At 43.2% G+C, this 23,489-nt stretch carries 20 protein-coding genes and 1 other annotated feature; of the genes, 3 read left to right on the top strand and 17 right to left on the bottom strand.

The genetic code is table 11. The features are described 5' to 3' along the window. Positions 1-8 precede the first annotated feature (8 nt). The 6 genes from mreD to ACZ5Q7_RS09840 form a co-directional block, all read right to left on the bottom strand. Positions 9-551 carry a rod shape-determining protein MreD gene (gene mreD / locus ACZ5Q7_RS09865; protein ID WP_343752648.1) on the bottom strand — a complete coding sequence of 181 codons (543 nt, stop codon included), beginning with the start codon at positions 549-551 and terminating at the stop codon, positions 9-11. Next, on the bottom strand, positions 548-1,429 hold the full coding sequence (gene mreC / locus ACZ5Q7_RS09860) for a rod shape-determining protein MreC (protein ID WP_343752647.1): 882 nt from the start codon (positions 1,427-1,429) through the stop codon (positions 548-550). The genes mreD and mreC overlap by 4 nt, the downstream gene beginning before the upstream one ends. Positions 1,430-1,441: 12 nt before the next feature. Continuing rightward, positions 1,442-2,512 carry a rod shape-determining protein gene (locus ACZ5Q7_RS09855; RefSeq protein ID WP_425542374.1) on the bottom strand — a complete coding sequence of 357 codons (1,071 nt, stop codon included), beginning with the start codon at positions 2,510-2,512 and terminating at the stop codon, positions 1,442-1,444. A 253-nt stretch (positions 2,513-2,765) separates the two neighbouring features. Continuing rightward, complete coding sequence (radC, locus tag ACZ5Q7_RS09850; RefSeq protein WP_343752645.1) at positions 2,766-3,455, bottom strand: RadC family protein; 690 nt, start codon at positions 3,453-3,455, stop codon at positions 2,766-2,768. A 188-nt stretch (positions 3,456-3,643) separates the two neighbouring features. Further along, complete coding sequence (locus ACZ5Q7_RS09845) at positions 3,644-4,546, bottom strand: SPOR domain-containing protein (RefSeq protein ID WP_343752644.1); 903 nt, start codon at positions 4,544-4,546, stop codon at positions 3,644-3,646. Between the two features lie 201 nt (positions 4,547-4,747). Then, a complete protein-coding gene (locus ACZ5Q7_RS09840) occupies positions 4,748-6,028 on the bottom strand; it encodes a bifunctional folylpolyglutamate synthase/dihydrofolate synthase (protein ID WP_343752643.1) in 1,281 nt (426 codons plus the stop codon). Between ACZ5Q7_RS09840 and ACZ5Q7_RS09835 the strand changes: the two genes are divergently transcribed. Both ACZ5Q7_RS09835 and ACZ5Q7_RS09830 read left to right on the top strand, forming a co-directional pair. Continuing rightward, complete coding sequence (locus ACZ5Q7_RS09835) at positions 6,008-7,030, top strand: ATP-grasp domain-containing protein (RefSeq protein WP_343752642.1); 1,023 nt, start codon at positions 6,008-6,010, stop codon at positions 7,028-7,030. The two genes, ACZ5Q7_RS09840 and ACZ5Q7_RS09835, sit on opposite strands and share 21 nt — an antisense overlap. A gap of 9 nt (positions 7,031-7,039) precedes the next feature. After that, positions 7,040-7,903: an ATP-grasp domain-containing protein gene (locus tag ACZ5Q7_RS09830; RefSeq protein ID WP_343752641.1), complete on the top strand. Its 864-nt coding sequence runs from the start codon at positions 7,040-7,042 to the stop codon at positions 7,901-7,903. A gap of 28 nt (positions 7,904-7,931) precedes the next feature. Here the strand turns inward: ACZ5Q7_RS09830 and ACZ5Q7_RS09825 are convergent, their stop codons facing one another. Then, complete coding sequence (locus ACZ5Q7_RS09825; protein ID WP_343752640.1) at positions 7,932-10,583, bottom strand: valine--tRNA ligase; 2,652 nt, start codon at positions 10,581-10,583, stop codon at positions 7,932-7,934. A 56-nt stretch (positions 10,584-10,639) separates the two neighbouring features. Next, positions 10,640-10,864 (bottom strand) — a binding site (T-box leader). A 134-nt stretch (positions 10,865-10,998) separates the two neighbouring features. Here ACZ5Q7_RS09825 and ACZ5Q7_RS09820 point away from each other — a divergent pair. Further along, positions 10,999-11,187 (top strand): hypothetical protein, encoded by a 189-nt coding sequence (locus ACZ5Q7_RS09820; RefSeq protein WP_343752639.1) that lies wholly within the window; start codon positions 10,999-11,001, stop codon positions 11,185-11,187. Here the strand turns inward: ACZ5Q7_RS09820 and ACZ5Q7_RS09815 are convergent. From ACZ5Q7_RS09815 to lon, 10 genes are all read right to left on the bottom strand, one after another. Then, positions 11,184-12,251 (bottom strand): phosphotransferase, encoded by a 1,068-nt coding sequence (locus ACZ5Q7_RS09815; protein ID WP_343752638.1) that lies wholly within the window; start codon positions 12,249-12,251, stop codon positions 11,184-11,186. The genes ACZ5Q7_RS09820 and ACZ5Q7_RS09815 overlap by 4 nt on opposite strands. A 180-nt stretch (positions 12,252-12,431) precedes the next feature. After that, entirely contained in the window at positions 12,432-13,598 is a 1,167-nt protein-coding gene (gene spoVID / locus ACZ5Q7_RS09810; RefSeq protein WP_343752637.1) for a stage VI sporulation protein D, read from the bottom strand. 169 nt (positions 13,599-13,767) lie between these two features. Then, positions 13,768-15,060, bottom strand: coding sequence for a glutamate-1-semialdehyde 2,1-aminomutase (gene hemL / locus ACZ5Q7_RS09805; RefSeq protein ID WP_343752636.1), 1,293 nt, complete (start codon positions 15,058-15,060; stop codon positions 13,768-13,770). Between the two features lie 34 nt (positions 15,061-15,094). Next, a complete protein-coding gene (hemB, locus tag ACZ5Q7_RS09800) occupies positions 15,095-16,063 on the bottom strand; it encodes a porphobilinogen synthase (RefSeq protein WP_343752635.1) in 969 nt (322 codons plus the stop codon). Then, positions 16,056-16,844: a uroporphyrinogen-III synthase gene (locus tag ACZ5Q7_RS09795; protein ID WP_343753710.1), complete on the bottom strand. Its 789-nt coding sequence runs from the start codon at positions 16,842-16,844 to the stop codon at positions 16,056-16,058. The genes hemB and ACZ5Q7_RS09795 overlap by 8 nt, the downstream gene beginning before the upstream one ends. Next, positions 16,844-17,773: a hydroxymethylbilane synthase gene (hemC, locus tag ACZ5Q7_RS09790; protein WP_343752634.1), complete on the bottom strand. Its 930-nt coding sequence runs from the start codon at positions 17,771-17,773 to the stop codon at positions 16,844-16,846. The genes ACZ5Q7_RS09795 and hemC overlap by 1 nt, the downstream gene beginning before the upstream one ends. 22 nt (positions 17,774-17,795) lie before the next feature. Then, positions 17,796-18,617, bottom strand: a complete 822-nt coding sequence (locus ACZ5Q7_RS09785) for a cytochrome C assembly family protein (protein ID WP_343752633.1) — start codon at positions 18,615-18,617, stop codon at positions 17,796-17,798. A gap of 18 nt (positions 18,618-18,635) precedes the next feature. After that, positions 18,636-20,009 carry a glutamyl-tRNA reductase gene (hemA, locus tag ACZ5Q7_RS09780; RefSeq protein WP_343752632.1) on the bottom strand — a complete coding sequence of 458 codons (1,374 nt, stop codon included), beginning with the start codon at positions 20,007-20,009 and terminating at the stop codon, positions 18,636-18,638. A gap of 347 nt (positions 20,010-20,356) precedes the next feature. Continuing rightward, on the bottom strand, positions 20,357-20,944 hold the full coding sequence (gene yihA / locus ACZ5Q7_RS09775; RefSeq protein ID WP_343752631.1) for a ribosome biogenesis GTP-binding protein YihA/YsxC: 588 nt from the start codon (positions 20,942-20,944) through the stop codon (positions 20,357-20,359). After that, positions 20,925-23,261, bottom strand: coding sequence for an endopeptidase La (gene lon, locus ACZ5Q7_RS09770; protein WP_343752630.1), 2,337 nt, complete (start codon positions 23,259-23,261; stop codon positions 20,925-20,927). The genes yihA and lon overlap by 20 nt, the downstream gene beginning before the upstream one ends. Positions 23,262-23,489: the final 228 nt, after the last annotated feature.

Here is a 23,489-nt window from a genome sequence, read left to right as displayed (position 1 = left end):
CATTACCATTAAAAATAGGCGGAACTTTTGGAGAAACGTTCCGCTTTCCATTTTTCCAGCCATTTGGCTAATAATGGGTACAACACTAACAAAAAGAATACGTTGGCTAAAACTGTCGGTAGCATACGGTACAGCAAATATTGGCCCCAGATTAAATCCGTTATCCCTGAAGCTGAAAATAGAATATTAATCACCATATCAGCAACAGCCACTCCGATGACACTGAGCAGAATGGTTGTATAAACGTTGGCATGCAATAGTCGTGACAGTCCGTAAAGCAAATAAACAACGATCCCGTAGCTGAACATATAAACACCCAGTATCCCCGTATAAACGACATCAATTAGAAGACCGAAGATAAGCCCGTGGATGACAGATATATTGGTGTCTTCCTTGTCGAACAACATGATTTTCAGGGTTAAAAAAATCAACACCCAATGTGGAACAAGCTGCCATTCGTGACGGACAAGCGATGCGGGGAGAAGATCAAGTGCCACGCCTTCCAATACAAGTAAGAGGAAAAGCAAGATTGGAATCACGATTCTTCTCATGATGTTACATCCTTTCCGGAGCCGCTTTGGTTACCTGTATCATGCTCACGGTCTACAACAATGACATGATCAATTTCGTACATATCCGCTACAGGCTCCACAAACGCGGTTCGTGTCAGTCCATACTGATCCGGTTTCACGTCTGTCACTTTTCCTATGGGCAGCCCTGAAGGAAATAATCCGCCCATACCGGAGGAAGACACCAATTCACCTTTTTTCAAGTCTGAATCAGATGACTCTATAATTTTAAACACAAGTTTTTCTGATGTTTGATTATACCCTTCAATCATGCCGTGTATATCACTGTCATCTTCGCGGGCGATTGTTGCAGAAATTCTATTGAATTGATCAAATCCCGTCAGTAACTTCACTGTCGACGTGAATTTCGAACGTGTTTCTATTTTACCAATCATACCCTTCGCTGTAATAACAGCCATGTTTTTTTTAATACCATCCTGATTTCCTTTATTAATCGTTACTTTTTCCATCCACTGCTCCGGTGATCTGGAAATAACCGAGGCTTGAATTGGTATGTAAGATCGAATGGAATTGGCTTTTTCCAATAAGTCACGAAGTTCAGCATTTTCCTCTTCCAGCTTCTGCACGTCATAAAACAATCCTTTGTATTCCGCTATCTTTTCTCTCAGCACCTGGTTTTCGTGAAAAGTGTCCTGAAGATCGTCTATATTGTCAAAAACAGTTGTAACATAATCAATCGGGGCATGCACAAGACCTTGAGTCCATCCAACAGCGTCTTTTACAAATTGTTCGACACTAGTCGGATTTTCTCTATCACGCAGAGAAAATCCAATCAAGGCAACGAGAATAATAAATCCTATTAAAAATATAAACAATCTTTTTTTATGAAAAAATGGCATAGGTACACCTACTTATTCGAACATCGACTGGGAGGAAACATTCGGATGGGACCGAAAATGTTGGATATATTCCAATGATTTACCTGTTCCGTTTGCAACACTTTCGAGTGGATCATCCGTTACAAATACGGGCATTTCTGTTTCCTCACTAATGACCTTGTCCAAATTTTGCAACAAGGCCCCTCCGCCGGATAAGACAATTCCGCGATCCATGATGTCAGCAGCCAACTCCGGTGGTGTTTTTTCCAAAGTGTCTTTGACAGCTTCAACAATCGATTCAACCGTATCTCGCAATGAAACTGCAATCTCTCCGGATGTAATGGTGATGGTTTTCGGCAGTCCTGTCAACAAATCACGACCTCTAATATCTATTTCGACATTTTCCACAACTTCGCCAGCAACACCGATATCCATTTTAATGGATTCCGCGGAACGTTCACCAATCATCAGATTATAGTGTCTTCGAATATAATTTGTAATGGAGTCATCCATTTCATCACCGGCTGTACGAACCGATTTGCTTGTCACAACGCCGCCCAGGGAAATAACTGCCACCTCTGTTGTTCCCCCGCCAATATCAACAATCATACTGCCTGTTGGTTCCCATACTGGAAGTCCGGCACCGATAGCCGCTGAGAACGGTTCCGCAATTGGAAAGGCTTCTTTCGCGCCAGCTTGTTTCGTCGCATCCACAACTGCCCGTTCTTCTACCATAGTAATTCCGGATGGGACGCAAATCATCACATTCGGTTTTCTGGCTAAAAAGGACCTGATGCGCATGGCTTTTTTAATAAAATATTTCATCATAATGGCGGTGGTGTCGTAATCGGCAATAACGCCATCTTTTAATGGACGCACCACGGAAATATTCCCCGGTGTTCGTCCGATCATATTATGTGCTGAACTGCCCACAGCCTCCACGTCATCTGTTTGGATATTTTTCGCCACAACTGTCGGCTCCCGCACAACGACTCCCTTACCATTAACAAAAACAAGGGTGTTTGCGGTTCCTAAATCGATTCCTAAATCTTGCGACAAGCTGATTTTTCCCAAAACAATCTTCCTTTCCAAGCAGCAATTCATTTATGGCAATGGCTTTCCACCATTCGCTGAAGCAGTCTCTATGTCGTCAGCTATTTTACCATCTTCCACAGCAAAGTAAATAATGGTATGTATACCAAAGTAGAAAGCGCCAATTTCAATCACAGGCTGAAAACTGGCGCTTATGGACAATGTCTATTTAATTATACGGTAAAAATCCAAAATTGGATAGTGATTGAAGTATCATATTTTGATGTTTTTATCTTATTAAGAGTTATCGCATCCATAGATAGTGTTATAGATACCCCTTTTCTTTCAATGAGACAAATTTTCTATCTCCAATAACCAAATGGTCTAAAAGATCAATGCCGATCATTTTCCCGGACTCAACCAGCCGTCTTGTCACATGAACATCTTCCTGGGAAGGAGCGGGGTCGCCTGAAGGATGGTTATGCGCACAAATGATGGAAGCAGCCGATCGTTTAACAGCCTCCCGGAATATCTCACGTGGATGTACGATTGAAGCATTCAGACTTCCAATAAACATTGTCTGTCTATGGATAATTTGATTTTTTGTATTGAGAAACAGTACAACAAAATGTTCCTGATTCAATCCGCGCATTTCCTCCATGATATAATCCGCCCCATCTTCCGGGGAATGAACAACATATCGTTCATTCGGTTGCAATCGATTCATACGGCGTCCCAATTCCATGGCAGCAAGAAGCAAAACAGCTTTTGCTCCGCCTATGCCTTTGATCGCTGTCAATTCTTCAATGGTTGCATCTTTAAGCAAATTAATTCCTTCAAAATGCATTAATACCCGGTTAGCCAACACCATAACTGACTCATCTTTCGTACCACTTGCAATTAGTATTGCCAGAAGTTCTTGATTAGATAAATGACCAGGGCCAACTGACACCAATCGTTCACGCGGCCTATCTTCTTTTGGAACATCTTTGATCATAATAGACGTAGGTTCCATACACGGTCCTCCCTTAGCTATGATACGTCCATCGTACCCATTTCGCTTCGGGGGAACAAATGGCAAAAAAATCGTTTTGACCAATTGAAACAAACAAAAAGTTATTTTTCACCCAGCTGATAATGCATTTTAAGCAACCATCTATTTTGAAAAATACCTTAATGTTTGTTTTTCCGCCTTCCGTATAATTAGTTTGTAACGGTTTGATGAAACTGTTTCCATAATCGCAGCACCTGCGCATGATCCTTCCATTTATCCGTCTTTTTCATGTTTTCATATGCTTTTTTTACTGAAGATGTGAGATCTTTAATATGTTCCTGTTTTTCGGGGATGGCTCCAACGACGCCTTTCCATCCTTCAGCGGCTACATTATTTCCTTTGCTGACGGTTTCCAGCGCCTTGTTCCATTGCGTGCGATACGTCTGCAACCATTTCTTTTCAGCTTGCTGCAGGCGCGTTTCTTTTTCGGATGTCTTCCATGGTTTCACATATACTTTCAAACCTTTATCGGTCATCGTATCAGCCAGATGAGAAGCATGCTCTTCCGTTTCAGCGATGCCTGAGAGCACAAAAAAGGAGTCGTTTTTTTTCCAGATCATAGCTGCAAATCCTGCCTGCTGAAACGCTTTTGCCATTTTATCCGCATTTGGTTTTTCAGTGAATTTCCCTGCCTGCAATACAAATGCGGTTTGCGATTCTATTGTTGCTGTTTCCATCTGTTCTGTTTCATTTTTCTTATCATTATCATCAGCCATTGGTATGGAGGCGTTTTGCTGACTCATTCTTTTATCAATGTCCACGAACAATTGCAGCATAACAATACCGAGGAATGACCCGATGATAATAGCTGATATGGACGCAAGCAATAGAGGCTTGAATGGCTTCAGCTTGGATTTGCGGCTAGAATAATAACTATCGTTCCCATCAACACCTTTTCGTTTTACCAACTCGGGGATATCGGAGTCGTCAATCGATGCTGCTTGTTCCCTGTTAAATTCTTTAATGGTATATTTTTTATCCGGACTGGCATGTTTGTTCTTCAGTCTAGCTTTTTGACCATCCATCCAAACAAATAGGTTCTTTTTGACCAAACCGATTTCCTCCTATGCATCAGTTTGGTCAAGCCTAGCACAGGCAAAACAAAAAGTAAGGCGATTATTGTCAAACTCTCAAAAAATCTTTCAACATAATATAACAGTGCTATTTCCATTCACGAAAAATACCGGCTATCCTGGATGATAAGCGGAAATCACACAACCATTCCTTTTAAACTACATTAATCTCCTATCAGCTCATCCTTCAAAATATTTCCTTACACTGGCAATAAAATGTAGCGATCCGGTTATAACATAGCAACTGTTTTGTTGTAATTGATATACATTGTCGACAGCTTGTTTCCAATCATCTATCAGTCGAACGTCCGAGCGCTGACTGTATTGACACAGCTCTGTGGTGCTTGCGGCACGGGGATGAACAAAGGTTGTCAGTGTAACCGTGGCAAACTGATTCTCCAGTCTGCGAAGCATTTCTTTTATGTCTTTATCTCTGAACGCAGCAAAAATAAGGTGGCAATTCATACCGGCACATTGAACGGCGAGGGTGTTTGTTAATGCTTGAGCGCCTGCCGGATTATGAGCACTGTCGACAATAACAACGGGGTCTTGACAAACATATTCAAACCGCCCTGGGATGACAGCGGTGGCCAACCCTTGCAACGTTTTACCCCAATTAAGCTGAAAACCACGTCGTCTCATAATGGACAGTGTCATCATGGCAAGAGATGCATTATTGATCTGATGACTGCCGCTTGCTTTAATAGAGACATTCAGCACACCTTCATGCGCGGCCTTCCACCGAAAGGTCCAGTTATGCTTATCAGCATATATTGTTTCCGTCTGAAATGCTTGTCCGGCCGACAGCATAGGGGCATTCTTCTGTTGCGCCTCTGCAACGATGCTGTTATATGCTTCTTCCGTTATTTCCCCGGTAATAATCGGTTTGTTTTCCTGGATGATTCCTGCCTTATGCCACGCTATCTTTTCTATCGTATCTCCTAAAAATGCCGTATGATCTTTTTCAACATTTGTTATAATGGCTATAAGTGGTTGAAAACAATTCGTTGTATCATAGCGGCCGCCCATGCCAGCCTCGATGATCGCAATATCGGCATGATCTTTAAAATAAACAAAAGCGATTGCGGTTATAATTTCAAACATCGTTGGTGCATGGTGCTTCTGATCCATCTGCTTAATACATGGATATAACTGATTCATTAATGATATGATGGTTTCTTCCGGAATATAATGATGACCCAACGAAATATGACCTTTGATCCCATCCATGCTTGGCGACTGAAACACCCCAACACGGACGTTGTTTGCCATTAATCCGCTTTTGATATACTGTACCGTTGACCCTTTGCCATTTGTTCCTGCAACGTGAACCGCTTCGACCTGCTTTTGCGGGTTGCCGAGATATTGAAGCAATTGCTGAGTTCGGTCCAGGCCGGGTTTCATTCCAAGTTGTTTACGATCATGGAAAAAGGTCTCCACTTGATAATAATAACTGAACATATTGACACCGCTTTTTCTAAATTGATGTATTACCTTACTAGCCGCAATTGTGTTGGCAATGTGTTTATTATAGCAGCAATGATTAAATTAAAGAAAGGACGAAAGCAATTGAATCTGCATGGCTGGGTCATTTATAACGGGTACCTGGAAGGAAATAAGTTTCTAGATTTTGCTGAAACAATACAGCAGGCTGCCGCTGAACAACACATTTCCATAGACATATACCGCAATGATGAATTGCTTAGCGTTATGGAGACCGATTCCATAGGATTGCTCCACATCAAACAAGCTGAATTACCGCATTTCGCAGTGTTTGCGGATAAAGATATTTATTTGGCAAGGCAGCTCGAGTGGTTGGGAGTCCGGCTTTTTAACAGTGCAGAGGCGATCGCCCGCAGCGACGATAAAATCGCCTCGTACCAAAGGTTTGCTGTCAACGGATTATCCATTCCTAAAACGATTGCTGCACCAAAGGCGTTTCATCGTACAACAGATATAAGCGCAACGGACTATAAGGCGGCAATTGAACAGCTGGGACTACCTATGATTGTAAAGGAAGCATTCGGATCATTCGGGGAACAAGTTCATATGGTATCCACCGAAGCAGAACTTTTTGCCAAAATACATGACATGCAGGGAAAACCGTTTATGCTGCAGGAATTTGTCGCGTCCAGTTATGGCAAGGATATGCGGTTGCATGTTGTCGGTGATCATGTTGCTGCAGCCATGAAACGACAGGCATTCAATCACTTCCGAGCAAACGTCACCGCCGGGGGGACGATGCAGCCATATCATCCATCCGAAAACGAACAACAGCTCGCCATTGCAGCAACGAAAGCGATAGGTGCCGATTTTGCCGGGGTGGATTTGTTGTTTGGCGAGCAAGACCGGCCGATTATTTGCGAAGTCAATTCCAACGCTCATATTCGGAGTATGTACGACTGTACGGGAATTAATATTGCTGATTTCATGATTGATGACATCCGCAAAAAAATGAAATGAGGTGCTGCTTTGCAAGGGTGGCTAATCTACAATGACGCTGATGCAAAACAGAACAAATCATTTATCGAATGGTTTTTGAAAGAAGCACGGTTGCAGCGTATCAACCTGCATTTCATTCGCAGAGAAGACATGACAGTAGGTGTTTTCAAGAACAAACGAACGATTCTTTTTCAGAATAAACCGGCTGAATGGCCTGATTTTGCTGTTGTACGAACGATTGATCCGATGCTAAGTATGCAACTAGAGTCCCTGGGTGTTACCGTTTATAACCCGTCTGAAACAGCGGCAATTTGCAATAACAAAGCACAAACCCATTTTCATGTGAGCAAATTAGGGATACCGACAGCGGATACCATTTTTGCAGCCAATACAGACAGTTTGCCGGATGAGCCCCCTCTGACATTCCCCTTCGTTATAAAAGATACTGGCGGACGGGGTGGAAAGCAGGTCAAATTGGTGAAAGATAGTTCATCATGGAACCAATTACAGGAGCAATGGCCGACCGGAAGTGACTTTATTTTTCAGTCCGCCAAAAACGTACAACTTGGAAAAGATGTACGAGTGTTTGTCATAGGGAAACACATTATTGGTGCCGTGCTTCGGGAAAACGAAACAGACTTCCGAGCTAATTATAAGCTTGGAGGCTCGGCTTCCTGGTATGTGCTGCGGGAGAAAGATAAAAAACGGATCAATCAAATGACTGACTATTTCCGGTTTGGCATGGCTGGAATCGATTTTCTTCTCGATACAGAAGGCGGTTTGCTGTTCAACGAAATCGAGGACGTCGTCGGTTCCCGTACACTTAGCGCCGTATCGGATAAGAATATCGTCCGAGACTTCCTGGCCTATATTAAAAGCGGAAACGCCTATTGATAGGTGTTTCCGCTCATCGGATGGCTGTTTAGGATGATTGGAGTTCGTCCAGTCGTGCTTTCACTTTGGCTTGCTTTTCCAGATAATCGGCTTCTTTTTGCCGTTCCTCATCAACAACTTTCTGCGGTGCTTTGCTGGTGAACCCTTCATTAGCCAGCTTTTTCTGGACACGATCCACTTCATCTGTCCATTTAGCCAATTCTTTTTCCAGCCGGTTGATTTCTTTATCGACGTCAATCAGCCCTTCCAGCGGCAGAAACAATTCTGCTCCTGTGACAACCGCAGACATGGCTTTTTCCGGTGCTTTTAAGTCGGTATCTATGACTAATTCACTTGGATTGCAGAAGCGTTCCAAATAGCCGCGGTTATATTCAAGCTCCTGAACGATAGCTTCGGATTCAGCCTTAATATATAATTGAACCGGTTTGGAAATAGGCGTGTCCACTTCTGCGCGACTATTGCGCACCGATTTGATGATAGCGACAAGCCGCTTCATTTCATCTGCCGCTGCCTCATCATGGAAAGACGCTATGGGCTCCGGCCATTTAGCAACCGTTATGGAGTCTCCTTTGTGCGGAAGCTGTTGCCAAATCTCCTCGGTAATGAACGGCATATAAGGATGCAGCATGCGCATTGTTCGGTCAAGCACATACGCCAGTACCGATCGGGTTGTCTTTTTGGCGTGTTCATCATCTCCATATAACGGCAACTTGGCCATTTCAATATACCAATCACACAACTCATCCCATATGAAATTGTATAAATGGCGTCCTGCTTCACCAAATTCATATTTATCCGTATTCCTGGTGACATGTTCAATTGTTTCATTCAGTCGTGTCAATATCCATTTATCCGCCAGTGATTTGTCCCCACTCAAATCAATGTCTTCATATCTAAAGTTGTCCATATTCATTAAAGAAAATCGGGATGCGTTCCAAACCTTATTGGCGAAATTCCAAGTAGCCTCCACTTTTTCCCAATGAAAACGTAAATCTTGTCCAGGGGTTGACCCTGTCAGGAGAAAGTAACGCAATGAATCGGCACCATACTGATCAATAACATCCATCGGATCAACGCCATTGCCGAGTGATTTGCTCATTTTCTGTCCTTCCGCATCTCTGATCAGCCCATGTATCAGGACATCTCTAAAGGGCCGTTTGCCGGTGAACTGTTTCGACTGGAATATCATCCGTGCTACCCAAAAGAAGATAATATCATAGCCGGTGACAAGGACGTCAGTCGGGAAATAACGGTTCAAGTCTTCTGCATCGTCATCAGGCCAACCCATCGTTGAAAATGGCCATAATGCCGATGAAAACCAGGTATCCAGCACATCGTCATCCTGTTCCCAGTTTTCAAGGTCATCGGGAGCTTCTCTTCCTACATACATGTCACCTGTTTTTTTGTGATACCATGCCGGAATACGGTGTCCCCACCAAAGCTGGCGAGAAACGCACCAGTCTCTAATATTTTCCATCCAGTGCAGATACGTGCGCTCAAATCGGTCCGGAACAAAATGAACCTTTTCGTCATCCTGCTGCTGCAAGGCAATGGCATCATCTGCAAGTGGCTTCATATAGACAAACCATTGCGTGGACAAATAGGGTTCCACCACCGCGCCACTGCGTTCCGAATGCCCAACCTGATGCACGTGATCTTCAATTTTTAACAAAAATCCTTGTTCCTGAAGGTCCTGCACAAGTTGTTTTCGGCAATCAAACCGGTCAAGCCCTTGATAATCCAGCGCGTTTTCATTCATACTCCCGTCTTCATGCATGACAAGGATTCGCTCAAGATTGTGTCGATTGCCGATTTCAAAGTCATTCGGATCATGAGCGGGCGTTATTTTCACAGCCCCTGATCCCATTTCCATATCGACATACCAATCCGCAACAATCGTGAGTTCCCGACCGACAAGCGGCAAAATAACCGTTTGACCAATCAAATGTTTATACCGAACATCGTCAGGATGAACAGCCACCGCTGTATCACCAAGCATCGTTTCCGGACGCGTTGTGGCAATATCAATCGTCTCATTGCTGCCTTTTATGGGGTAGCGCATATGGTAAAATTTACCTTCGACTTCCTCGTACTCAACTTCAATATCAGAAAGAGCTGTCTGTGTCACAGGATCCCAGTTGATGATATATTGTCCGCGGTAAATCAGCCCTTTCTCATACATTGTGACGAAAACTTCCCGGACCGCCGCTGATAATCCGTCATCCATAGTGAAGCGTTCCCGGGAATAATCCAAGCCAAGACCGAGTTTTTCCCACTGGGATCGTATGAAATCAGCATATTCCTCTTTCCAGTCCCAGGCAGCTTCGAGAAACTTTTCACGTCCAAGTTCATGTCGGCTTTGCCCCTGTTCTTTCAGCCTCGCCTCGATTTTCGCTTGTGTAGCAATGCCCGCATGGTCCATACCCGGCAGCCACAGCACATCATACCCCTGCATGCGTTTCATTCTGGCAATGGTGTCCTGCATCGTCGTATCCCACGCATGACCCAAGTGCAGCTTGCCGGTGACATTAGGCGGGGGAATCACAATGGTAAATGGTTCTTTTTCTTTATCGCAATCCGCTTCAAAAAAATTCCCGTCCACCCAAAATCGGTAACGGTCCCGTTCCACCTTAGCTGAGTCATATTTGGATGACATAACGGTTTTGTTCTCTTCTTCCATGGCATATGCCTCCTCCATTAAACTGTTTCACCAATAAAAAATCCTCTCCGTCCTGTTATAAGGACGAAAAGGATTTGCTTTCCGTGGTTCCACCTTTGTTCATAAACAATCATTATTTATGCACTCGTTGATCGTTAACGGTGATACCGGCATTCTCCTACTTTCTTTCAGAGAAGCTGCTTAAAGGGCGACTTCAGAAATGACCATTCCCGGGAAAATCCCACCAGCATTCCCTCTCTTCTGGGCAGTCATTGCCTACTATTCCTTATTGCTGCATTTGTGCTATGTCGTTTATGTTATTACATTTTACCGTTTATAATCGGTAAAATCAACTGTTATGTCACTCATTGCACATAAGCACAAAAGCCATCCAGTTATGCATACAATGATACAAAATGGAAGAGGTGAAGAAAATATGGCACGTTTTTACCGCTACCGACTACCACCGTGGGCAAGACGCTGCATCATTGTTATTGAAAAAATAACTCTGCCCATATTGGTTTTTCAATTGATTCGTACATTATTATTCCCAACATCACTGGATGTATTTTTGACAGGGTTTTTCGCCGGTCTTTTCTTTGCTTTTTATTTCGAATGGATTTAAGATTCATCGGGATATTCTTGATCATCCGCACTATCGTTATTTGCAGAAAGAGACCAATCCAAACCAAGTTGCAATTGACGTCGGGTGTGCAAAAGCTTTTGTTGCTGCATAATCATAGAGTGTCTGGACTGCGCGGAACGATAGTCTGTAACAAGCTGTATGTATCGGGAAACATCCAGCAAATGAATCATCAAAAAATGCCATTCCTTAGTTGTTAATGGGTTTTTCTGCTCATACGAAGAAAATAATTGCGCTAATTTCTCGGTCGACTGATCGTAGTAACGAACCTGTTCCTGTAACAATGGGACTAAATCAGTAACAGCATGATCATAGTGAGCATCTTCCCAATTGACGATGCAGAGACGCTCCCGACCAAGAATATGGTCAGATTGCAAATGCCCGTGACACAAATTGACATTCCAATGATGATCCTCTTCCCAGGCATCCAGGAAACGGTCGATCTGCCTATCCAACTCTGTCAGTGCATGGGTTAGTACATGATAATCCGTGCACACTTGCAATTCAAACGGAGACATGAATCGGTTCTGCTCAAATTGCTGTACAAAGTCAAGCAATGTTTGCTGCTGGTTTTGACATTGGCTGCGATAATCTCGAAATCTCTCATCGACCAAGGTGGCATTCGGTGACTGTGCCTGTCTCGTTTCAGCATGAATTTCCCCAATCATATTAAAAGATTCGCGTAGATGCTGCTCATGATTCAAATCGGAGCGCTGCATCCACGGCATCATATAATAACAAACGCCATCGACCGATGCATACAGATTGGATTCCTTCGTTAAATAAACAGGCAAAACACCTCTCAATGACAACTTATACGCTTGATGGAATACATGCTCCCACAATGGAATCGTTTCCTCGGTCAGCTTGCTTTTTTTCAATGCGTAATCATAGCGCCCGTCGTTCACCTTGAATAAACGAGGTGATATTTGCTCCATATAACGGGGATAGATACCATACATGTTGGCTACTTTTTCAATCATTGTCACCAGTAAGGTCACCACCTTGCCGATCAGATAGAACGATGCCCACGCAGTTAGACACATAACGGATGGCTCCAGTGAATGAGCAGAGAAAGGTTTCTTTCATGCATAAAAGGACGTTATACCTACTCTAAACGTGGAGCAATCCATGTGTGGGCGGGAAATAAACAGTGGTCAATTTCCACAACCAATTTGCGAACGATTAAAACATCCACTGTTTGACGTTTTGCCTTATGTTTCTGTTTACGACGGGATATATAATAATTGTCCTTCTTCCAAACTTTCCTCTCCCAGATGATTTTGTCTCAGCAGTTGCAGGGCGGATATACCGTAACGTTCGGCAATCGATTCGACGGTATCGGTTTCCTGAACGATGCACAGCCGCATTTTAGCGAATGATTCTTCCTCGTCACGTCGGAACATATCCGCCAAATAGCGAACATCTTCTGCATCAGACACGATTGCATCCGTGCTTTCGCCTTGTTCGTCCACATCAGCTGTCTCGGAAATCGTTGCTAAGGATGGTGATTCATCCACATTTTCCTGATTATCATCCTGTCCATCCGTTTCATCAGCTTCCACACTGTCATCTCCGGACGTTTTCTTGTTTTCTGTTCCAAAAAATTCAGCCAGTGTTTGTGTTTTTTTCCCTTTCCAACGATCTTTCTCATTTGGTGTGTCATCGTCTTTCTTAACTGTGTCGTCTCCGGTATCTTGGGCGTTGTCCTCGTTATCCTGAACGTCATCTGCGGTACCCTGAACATCGTTTCCGATATCTTCCACGACTGATTCCTGATTACTTTCTTCAACAGATCCCTCAGGCCATATCGGCGCCGTTTCCGAATCATGAAGCGTTTCTGAGGTGTTCTCCTCTTCGTTTTCCATTTTTATATCAAATGCAAATGTTTCATCATCCCTCGGAGGTGACGATGAATCCACCTCTGAAGATGCTCCATCTGTAACGTCGACCTCATCAGCAATACCATGTATCCCGATAACTGCATTTAACTTTAGCTGCTGTTCATCCGGTATTTCATAATCCAACGATTCAATACCAACGGTTACGTCGTCCAAATCTGTTACACGGTTGGCAGGCACCGAAATTTCGACTGGAAAACGGTGTGTGAATTCAGCCTGGTTATCATCAATATCATTCACTCTTTCCATGTATTTACGGGCGTGATCATCATCTACATCATAAGGATCTTCTGTTTCGTCAACATCTATCGTTTCTTTTTGATACGTACCGTTGAGCTCGATCACACCCCGGATGGAAATGTAATCACTAAATGAATCTATGGAAATTTCCGGGTCCAATGAGACCCCCATCATGTCACTGACTTCCTGTCCTCTGGCAAAAAAGAGGGATTCGTTTAATTCAAAACGAAAAACATTACGATCATTTTCCAACGGTCTTCCTCCCCTCAATCGATAATCCTTATGCTTATATGTCTCATTGCAACTATATGTCTGGTGCCTATGGTATATGCCTACGGAAACAAAACATGCTGCTATTTTTCTCGGCGAAGCTATAAAAAAGCTGCCCTGGCTTTTGCAGAACAGCTTTTTTACTGAAAACCTATTTTGTTTCGATTTTGGAAAAGGCCGTACGTACGGCTTGAATGGTTTTGTCAATATCCTCATCCGTATGAGCTGTTGACATGAATACAGCTTCAAATTGTGATGGCGCCAGAAAAATGCCTTCGTCAATCATGGCTCGATAATACTGAGCAAAGTAGTCGAGATCTGCATTTTGAGCTGTTTCAAAATTAAAGACGGGCTCATTGGTGAAAAAGAAACCAAACATGGCTCCTGCCCGATTAATCTGCAACGGAATGTCATAATCTATGGAAGCTTGTTTATACCCTTCCACTAATCGATCCACTTTCCGGATTAATTCCTCATAGGTTGATTCATCCAAAGCATTCAATGTTTCGTATCCGGCCGTCATAGCCAATGGATTGCCGGATAACGTACCGGCTTGATAAACAGGACCCGTCGGTGCAACCTGTTCAATGATCTCCCGTTTACCACCATACGCTCCGACCGGCAGGCCACCTCCAATGACTTTTCCAAGACAAGTTATATCAGGGGTGACACCAAAATAGCCTTGCGCACAGTTATAACCGACTCGAAATCCTGTCATCACTTCGTCAAATATCAAAAGGGAGCCATAATCATTCGTTACCCTCCGCAATTCCTGCAGAAAATCTTCTGTGGATGGAACGACTCCCATATTCCCGGATACAGGTTCAACAATGACTGCAGCGATGTCATCACCATATTCTTCAAAGGCATACCGAACACTTTCCGAATCATTATACGGAACGGTTATGGTGTTTTCCACAATGGACGACGGAACACCCGGGCTATCAGGTAAGCCAAGAGTTGCAACACCGGAACCGGCTTTGATAAGCAGTGAATCACTATGACCATGAAAATTACCTTCAAACTTCAGGATCTTGTTTCGTCCGGTATAGCCGCGGGCAACACGCAATGCACTCATGCCTGCTTCTGTGCCGGAGTTGACCATGCGGACCATTTCAATGGACGGAACACGGTCAATGATCATTTGTGCCACTTTATTTTCCTGAACAGTGGATGTACCAAGGCTGGTCCCGCCTTCAGCTGCTTCTTTCAGTTTGGAAACGACTCGTTCATCGGCGTGACCAAGGATTAACGGCCCCCAGCTCATCACATAATCAATGTACTCGTTGCCATCAATATCCGTAATCTTTGAGCCTTTCCCGTGATCCATAAAAATCGGGGACATACCGACCGATTTAAACGCGCGTACAGGGGAATTGACACCACCGGGCATCAGATCGACTGCTTTTTCATATTCCTGTTTGGACTTATCAATGTTTCCCATCGTTTATCACCTCAATGAAAAATGTGTTAATCGGTTATAACCACTTTGCAACATCTTTAGCAAAATAGGAAATAATTAAATCCGCACCAGCCCGTTTCATAGCCGTCAACTTTTCAAGCACTAGTTCTTTCTCGTCAATCCATCCATTCAACGCAGCGGCTTTCACCATCGAATATTCACCGCTTACATTATACGCAACGACCGGGGTGTTCGAATGATTCCGCACATCTCGGACAATATCCAAAAATGACATGGCCGGTTTAACGATCAGGAAGTCCGCACCTTCCTCAATATCGGATTCTGTTTCCCGCAGTGCCTCCAGTCGATTGGATGGATCCATCTGATACGTCTTGCGGTCACCAAACTGTGGTGAGCTGTCAGCCGCATCACGAAATGGGCCGTAAAAAGCTGATGCATATTTAACGGCATAGGACATAATGGGAATATTGTTATATCCTGCTTCATCCAGTGCCTCGCGAATGACAGCAACAAATCCGTCCATCATGTTTGACGGCGCAATGATATCCGCACCGGCTTCAGCTTGTGACACAGCTGTTTTTGCCAACAGTTTCAGCGATTCATCATTGTCCACATCTTCATGGTGAATGACACCGCAATGGCCGTGTGATGTGTATTCACACAAACACGTGTCAGCAACAATAAGCAATTCCGGAGCCTCTTTTTTCATAAGACGGGTTGCTTGTTGTACAATGCCGTTTTCCTTGAAAGCGCCTGTCCCTTGTTCATCTTTTTCACTGGGAATTCCAAACAGCATGATAGCTTTGATGCCAAGTGACAGCAATTCATCCGCCTCTTCTTTTAGGTTGTCAAGTGACAGTTGATAAACGCCTGGCATAGATGGCACTTCATTTTTTATATCGTTTCCTTCCATGACGAAAAGCGGATAAATAAAATCGTCCATCTTTAATTCATTCTCACGTACAATCGAACGCATGGCTGCTGACGAACGAAGTCGGCGATGCCGTTTAAATGATTCACTCATCATCCATCCATCCTTTCTGTTCAATATATTGGCCTATTTGGTCCAGCATTCCATCAATCGTAAATTCATTGGGGACCACGGGACAACGAAAACCGAAATCAAGTGCCCGTTCCCCTGTTGTTGTCCCGATACAGGCAATAGTGGCATTCACCGATATCGCCGTCTCTTTCAAGGTCATAAATGCGTCAACTGATGATGGGCTGGTAAATGTAATAATATCCGGATGATTGTACCGCAATTGTCTGTTCAGTTCGTCTTTCGAGGCGTCATTGCGGGCTGTTTCGTACACTTCCATTTGTTCGAATGGAATCCCTTGCTCTTTGAACCAATCCGGCAGAACACGACGCGACCGGTTGCCTTTAATAAGAAGAATGTGTTCATCAGTGTGTGTATTCGAATAGTTGAATTCATTTCGCATTGTTTCCGCATTGTAAACAGACGGGATAAAATCAACCTGATAACCGTATTCATCCAATGCTTTGGCCGTTTTTTGGCCAACAGCAGCAAGCTTGCTTTCTGCTAGCACCGCTTTATCTATGTTGTAAAAATTTAGAAGCTGAAAAAAACAGTGAACACCATTGACACTTGTGAAAAACAGCCAGCTAAAATACGTATTCTCCTGAAGAGGTTTCATAACGTCCTGATGGTTTTTGCATGAAATGGTTAACAGAGGTACAACGCTGGGGTTACCACCACGCTCGAGCACCTTATCGGAAAAGATCTGCGCCTGTTGTTTTTCCCGGGTAATGAGAATGTTTCTTCCATACAGCTTGGGAGGCATCAAAGATCAAGCTCCTGTTTCACGTTTTCAATAATGTCTTTGGCACCCTGGCTGATCAGCTTTTCAGCTACTTCCGACCCAACGGCCTCTGGATCAGTTCCTCTGACAGTTTCCTTTAGGATGGTTTGACCATCAGGTGTTCCAACAAAGGCAGTAATGATAATAGCGTTATGTTCGAGATGCGCATACGCACCGATGGGTACCGAACAACTTCCTTCCAGAAGTTGAAGAAACGTCCGTTCAGCCGTCACCGTTTTTTCTGTATCGGGATCATTAATCTGTTGCAACAATGCGTGCAAGTCATTATCATCGTCACGGCACTCAATGGCTAGAGCACCCTGTCCGGCCGATGGTACACACACATCAGATTCCAAGTACTCGGTAATAAGCTCTTCACTTAAGCCAACACGTTTCAAACCAGATACAGCCAAAATAATGGCATCATAATTCTCTTCATGCAGTTTTCGGATGCGTGATTCAATATTTCCACGAATCCATTGTATCTCAAGGTCGGGCCGCGTCGCCAAAATTTGCGACTTACGCCTAAGACTGCTTGTGCCAACAACAGCTCCGGCGGGCAAATCCTTCAATAGAATATTATTTTTCGCGATATAGGCATCCCGATGATCTTCCCTGACAGGAATAGTCGTAATGGCAAGACCTTCCGGCATTTCTGAAGGCATATCCTTCATGCTGTGTACAGCAAGATCAATTTCTTTTTCATACATGGCCTTTTCAATTTCTTTAACAAACAATCGTTTTCCGCCAACTTTGGACAAGGTTACGTTCAGAATTTGATCCCCTGTTGTAACAATTTTTTTTACTTCAAATTCATTGCTTGCCCCAGCCTTCTTTAATCGGTCAATCACCCAATCGGTCTGTGTCAGAGCAAGGTTGCTCCTTCTGGAACCAACAACAATTTTGCGCATTCAAGCGTCCTCCTCAATAATTCTATTGTAAATGAAAATTGGATAGCATGCTGAACAAAAAGAAATTAATCAGCAACAATAAAAACGCCGCTGAATTATAAATGGAGATGGATTTTCCGAGATATCCTTTTCCTAAACGAAGCAGTAAGTAAATGATATAGACAATCAGCATAAGGATCGAGCCGATTGTTTTCAAATCAAACCAGTAAAATTCGGCGTTGGCCACATACGCCCAAACTACCCCCAGTATAATAGACATGGTCAATAAAGGGACACCAAGTGTGACAGCCCTGAATGAAATCGCATCCAGGAGGTTTAAATCCCCGAGCCTCCATATCCAGTGGAATCCCTTTTTTTCCTTTAGAAACTTATATTGTACGAGATACATAAGGGAAAGAAGGAAAGAAACAGTGAAAAAACCATATGATATCAAAGCCAGTGATATGTGTGCGATCAGCATTTCATGAACGAACTCCACACCCTGTATGTGCATGTCTTCTTTGGCTTTGCCTGAAATATAAAGTAATAAAATAAAAAATCCCAATAAGTTCATAAAAAATAACATAGATTGTATTCGGAACCATTTACTGAGGATTAACGAAAACGTCATGAGCACCCAAGCATAAAATGACAGGCCGTCATACAATGTTATAACAGGAAAGCTCTCGGTAATGAGCCACTGTTTTAATAAAAAAGTGGTTTGCATAAGCCAAACCATACAAAGTAACCAGAAGGCGACTCGGTTTGCCCTCCGGTTATGTTGTATAAAATCAAGGAAATACCCCACCAGACTCAGCCCATACGTAATAAGAATCAATTCATAAAACCATTTTGCTTCATCCATAGTGGTGACCCTTTCTTCTTATTGAGTGGTGGATGGATTATTATTCACAAAGGGAAAAGATAACGTTTCATCTGTTTTTCCTGTTTCATTATTTTGTTTCACCTGTTTACTCAATTCCTCACGTACCTCATCTTCAATTCCGAAAATATCAACAAACAATTCCAACGCTTCTTCTTTACGATCAAGGGCAGCAAGTTCTTTAGCTTGAGTTATAGGCTCTTTGAGAAGTTGATTAACAATACTTTTGGTGTGTTTATTGAGCACTTTCTTTTCACGGGCGGTTAAATCAGGCATTTTCCGCTCAATGCTTTTCATGGTTTCCGATTGTATGCCAAGTGCCTTCTTGCGTAACGCAGATATAACCGGAACAACACCCAATGTCTGTACCCATTCGTCAAAAGCGACAATTTCTGACTCAATCATTATTTCGATCTTTTCTGCTGCTGTTTTTCGAGCAGCTAAATTTTCATCAACAATATGCTGCAAATCATCAATATCATATAAGAACACATTATCCAAATCGCCAATGGATGCGTCCAAGTCCCTGGGAACAGCGATGTCAACCAGGAAAATCGGTCTGCCTTTTCGTTTCTTCTGTATGGACGCAACATCTTCTTTTGTTAATACAGCTGTCTGCGAACCGGTTGAGCTGAACAAAATATCCGCGTCCTGAAGCTGAGCATTCAATTGGCTAATGGACTCGGCCCGTGCATAAAATTTTTCAGCCATTGTCTGTGCTTTCTCCAATGTACGATTCATCACCGTTATATCAGAAGCACCTGCGTCCACAATATTTTGCGCTGCCAACTCGCCCATTTTTCCGGCACCTAGAACAAGCACTTTTTTACTCCGCAATTGCCCAAAGATTTTTTCAGCAAGTTGTACAGCTGCATAACTGACCGATACGGCATGCTCACCAATGGATGTTTCTTTATGTGATTTCTTTGCAAACGTAATCGCCTGTTTAAACAATTCGTTAAAAATTGTGCCGGTTGTCTCCTTTTCCTGCGCTGTCGTAAACGCTTGTTTCACCTGGCCGAGTATTTGTGTCTCTCCAAGAATCATGGAATCAATTCCGGCGGATACACGCAGCAAATGTTCAACGGCACTATCCCCTTCACTGATTTGCAAATATGGTGAGAAGGCCCCTTTATCCACTTGAAACCAATCAGCAAGAAATTGTTTGATATAATGTCGTCCTGTGTGAAGCTGATCGACAACAGCATAAACTTCTGTACGATTGCACGTCGATACAATAACATTTTCAAGAACGCTCTTTTGCTCTTTCAATGTCACCATTGCCTGATCGGCCGTATTTTCGGAAAAAGTAAATTGTTCCCTCAATTCCAAAGGGGCTGACTGATAATGAAAGCCAACTTTAAGAATATGCACAGTTATTACCCCCAAAACGCTATGAAACGTCAATTGCCTCTAGTGTAACACAGATTGCCAACAGATTTGCATCGATTTGTGAACATCATTTAACATCTGTCCGGATAATGATCTTCGTAACGATCGCATTTAAACTGTTGGCAACGTATCACATGCCTCAGACTGAGTTCAATCATCCAGCCTCGTGAATCGGATTGGCACCAGTATTTCTTTTTGACTGCGGAATCAGATTGCCCTTTATCGTTGTTTCAGTCAGAAAATGTCCTTGTTATTATTGCAATGTATGTTTTATACATAGTTATAGTATATCAATAAATACCCCTCCCTACGACGGGAAGGGGATATTATTAATGGTTCATATATTGGCTAAGCATCCGCCAGGCTTCTTTTTTTCCTTCTCCGGTTTCAGCGGAAAAAGGAATAACCGTATCATCCGTCCCCACTTGCAGCGTCCGGATGGTTTGCTGCAAATGGCTGGCCCGCTTGCCCTTGGCGATTTTATCCATTTTCGTCCCTATCACAACGACCGGAAGTTCATAATGTTTCAAAAAGGCATACATCTGAACATCGTCTTTTGTTGGTGGATGACGTAGGTCGGTAATCATCGCGCATGCTTTCAAGGATTGTCGTGTGTCAAAGTATTCTTCCATCATGACACCCCATTTTTCCCGTTCCGTTTTGGACACTTGAGCATACCCATAGCCTGGTACATCAACAAAATAAAACATGTTATTTATTTTATAAAAATTGATTGTCTGTGTCTTTCCTGGCTTGGATGATGTTCTGGCCAGACTCTTCCGTTGGATAAGCTGATTAATAAAAGATGATTTTCCAACATTGGAACGACCGGCAAGCGCGATCTCCGGCAAATCGTCATTCGGATATTGATCTTGACCGACGGCACTTATAACCAGTTCAGCTTCCGTTACTTTCATGTTTCTCCTCCGTTAATGCGTGTTCGAGCACTTGATCCAAATGAGTCACTTTTATAAACGTCAAACCGTCCCGAACACTTTCTGGAATATCTTCTATATCTTTTTCATTTTCTTGCGGTATAATAATCGTTGTAATTCCTGCCCGGTGCGCACTGAGCGATTTTTCTTTCAGTCCGCCGATAGGAAGCACACGGCCCCGCAGTGTCATTTCGCCGGTCATGCCGACATCGTTTCGAACTGCTCTTCCGGTTAATGCGGAAACAAGAGCCGTCGCCATTGTTATGCCTGCTGAAGGGCCATCCTTCGGTGTAGCGCCTTCCGGGATATGAATATGAATATCATAGGTTTCATGGAAGTCTGGATTCACCTTTAACTCCTCTGCCCTTGAGCGAATATAGCTGAAGGCAGCCTGAGCCGATTCCTGCATGACATCACCGAGTTTGCCAGTAAGCGTCAGTTTTCCTTTACCCGGATAATGAGAAACCTCTATTGACAATGTATCGCCTCCGGCAGCTGTGTAAGCAAGACCGGTTGCAGCACCAACCTGATTTTCATCTTCCATTTGCCCGTAACGGTAAAGCGGCTTTCCGAGCAGTTCTTCCAAGCTTTTTTCTGTTACAATGACCCGTTTTTTCTCACCGGAAATAATCTTCTTAGCTGCTTTCCTGCACAACGTTGCCAATTGTCGTTCCAAATTGCGCACGCCAGCTTCCCGTGTATACGTTCGGATCAGTTTCATTAAGGCATCGTCACGAATTTGCAGATTGGCTTTTTTCAAACCATTCTCCCTCAATTGCTTTGGGATTAAATGTTCTTTAGCAATATGCTGCTTTTCTACTTCGGTATAACCTGCAATTGTTAAAAGTTCCATACGGTCAAGCAATGGTCCGGGGATGTTTTGAACGTAATTAGCTGTGGCAATGAACAGCACGTTCGACAGGTCGTATGTCTCTTCAATGTAGTGATCACTGAATTGACTGTTCTGTTCAGGATCCAGCACTTCCAACATAGCTGCTGATGGATCACCGCGGAGATCGCTGGCCATTTTATCCACTTCATCCAGAAGAAACACCGGATTGACTGTTTCTGCTTTTTTCATTCCCTGTATAATTCGACCAGGCATAGCTCCGATATATGTGCGACGATGACCACGAATTTCAGCTTCGTCACGAACACCACCAAGAGAGATACGGACAAAATGACGATTAACAGAACGGGCAATAGACTTTGCCAATGACGTCTTTCCAACACCAGGCGGCCCGACAAGACAAAGAATGGGGCCTTTAATGGATTCGGTTAGTTTTTGAACCGCTAAATACTCAATGATACGTTCCTTTACTTTTTCAAGGCCATAATGGTCTTCTTCCAAAATGTCTTCGGCTTTGTTAATTTCTATTCTGTCCTGTGTTTCTTCAGTCCATGGAAGTGCGAGAAGCCACTCAATGTAATTGCGGATGACGGAACTCTCAGCAGAACTTTGCGGCACTTTCTCAAACCGATCCAGTTCCTTTTTAGCCGTCTCAGCGACATTCTCGGGCATAGTGGAGGCCTGTACTTTTTGACGCAGTTGCTGCGCTTCACCGGATGTTCCGTCTTTTTCTCCCAATTCTTTCTGGATAGCTTTCAATTGCTCCCGTAGATAATATTCTTTTTGTGTTTTTTCCATGGAATTTTTGACACGTTGACCAATCTTTTGCTCCAAATCTAACACTTTTTTCTCATTGGACATGAGATGGAGCAAATGTTGCAGACGGTCTTTGACATTGGCAATTTCCAATAGGTCTTGCTTATCCTTAATTTTAAGGGACAAGTGGGATGCAACGATATCCGCAAACCTACTTGGTTCTTCAATATCAGAAACGGTTGATAGTGTCTCCTGATTAATTTTACTTGAGACATTTATGTACTGTTCAAATTGTTTGAGCAATGAACGCATTAGTGCTTCTTCTTCATCCTGTTCAGCGTGTTCCTCTTCCAGCTGCTTAATTTCAACTGTAAATGCTTCGTTTTCATCAATAAATTCGGTGATTTCTCCCCGATAAAGTCCTTCAACCAAAACACGCATGGTGCCATTCGGAAGATTGAGCATCTGTTTGACATTGGCCACGGTTCCCACCCTGTAAATGTCTGAGGGTTCAGGGTTTTCCATGCTCACTTCTTTTTGAGAGACAAGGAATATGGTCTCTTCATCCATCATGGCTTTTTCCAAGGCAGCTACGGATTTATCCCGGCCCACATCTAAATGCAGAACCATCGATGGAAAAACAAGTAATCCGCGCAATGGAAGGAGAGGAAATTGGGTAGATTCTGTTGCCATAACGATATGTACCTCCATTGTTACTGGAATTTCTGTACAGCAGGTGTTCATTCTGTAAAGTTTATAGAAAAAAGATATGCTTGTAAATATCAATAGCTTTTTTAGTATTGCCTCATATAACAATACTACTCACAGAAGATAAAGTAAAACGTATTCTGTGAAGGTTTGCTGACTGATTTTGCAGATAATACAGAAAGAGACTGACATCAACATTTGGACAGCTCCATC

Source organism: Lentibacillus halophilus (genome assembly GCF_055395055.1).
Note: the sequence above shows the minus strand (reverse complement) of the source record. Positions and strands in the feature narration are given on the sequence as shown.

Coding starts and splice junctions, on each gene's coding strand:
- mreD (WP_343752648.1), bottom strand. CDS start 551: ATGAGAAGAATCGTGATTCCAATCTTGCTTTTCCTCTTACTTGTATTG.
- mreC (WP_343752647.1), bottom strand. CDS start 1,429: ATGCCATTTTTTCATAAAAAAAGATTGTTTATATTTTTAATAGGATTT.
- ACZ5Q7_RS09855 (WP_425542374.1), bottom strand. CDS start 2,512: ATGAATTGCTGCTTGGAAAGGAAGATTGTTTTGGGAAAAATCAGCTTG.
- radC (WP_343752645.1), bottom strand. CDS start 3,455: ATGGAACCTACGTCTATTATGATCAAAGATGTTCCAAAAGAAGATAGG.
- ACZ5Q7_RS09840 (WP_343752643.1), bottom strand. CDS start 6,028: ATGTTCAGTTATTATTATCAAGTGGAGACCTTTTTCCATGATCGTAAA.
- ACZ5Q7_RS09825 (WP_343752640.1), bottom strand. CDS start 10,583: ATGGAAGAAGAGAACAAAACCGTTATGTCATCCAAATATGACTCAGCT.
- ACZ5Q7_RS09820 (WP_343752639.1), top strand. CDS start 10,999: ATGGCACGTTTTTACCGCTACCGACTACCACCGTGGGCAAGACGCTGC.
- ACZ5Q7_RS09815 (WP_343752638.1), bottom strand. CDS start 12,251: ATGTGTCTAACTGCGTGGGCATCGTTCTATCTGATCGGCAAGGTGGTG.
- hemL (WP_343752636.1), bottom strand. CDS start 15,060: ATGGGAAACATTGATAAGTCCAAACAGGAATATGAAAAAGCAGTCGAT.
- hemB (WP_343752635.1), bottom strand. CDS start 16,063: ATGAGTGAATCATTTAAACGGCATCGCCGACTTCGTTCGTCAGCAGCC.
- ACZ5Q7_RS09795 (WP_343753710.1), bottom strand. CDS start 16,844: ATGCCTCCCAAGCTGTATGGAAGAAACATTCTCATTACCCGGGAAAAA.
- hemC (WP_343752634.1), bottom strand. CDS start 17,773: ATGCGCAAAATTGTTGTTGGTTCCAGAAGGAGCAACCTTGCTCTGACA.
- ACZ5Q7_RS09785 (WP_343752633.1), bottom strand. CDS start 18,617: ATGGATGAAGCAAAATGGTTTTATGAATTGATTCTTATTACGTATGGG.
- yihA (WP_343752631.1), bottom strand. CDS start 20,944: ATGAAAGTAACGGAAGCTGAACTGGTTATAAGTGCCGTCGGTCAAGAT.
- lon (WP_343752630.1), bottom strand. CDS start 23,261: ATGGCAACAGAATCTACCCAATTTCCTCTCCTTCCATTGCGCGGATTA.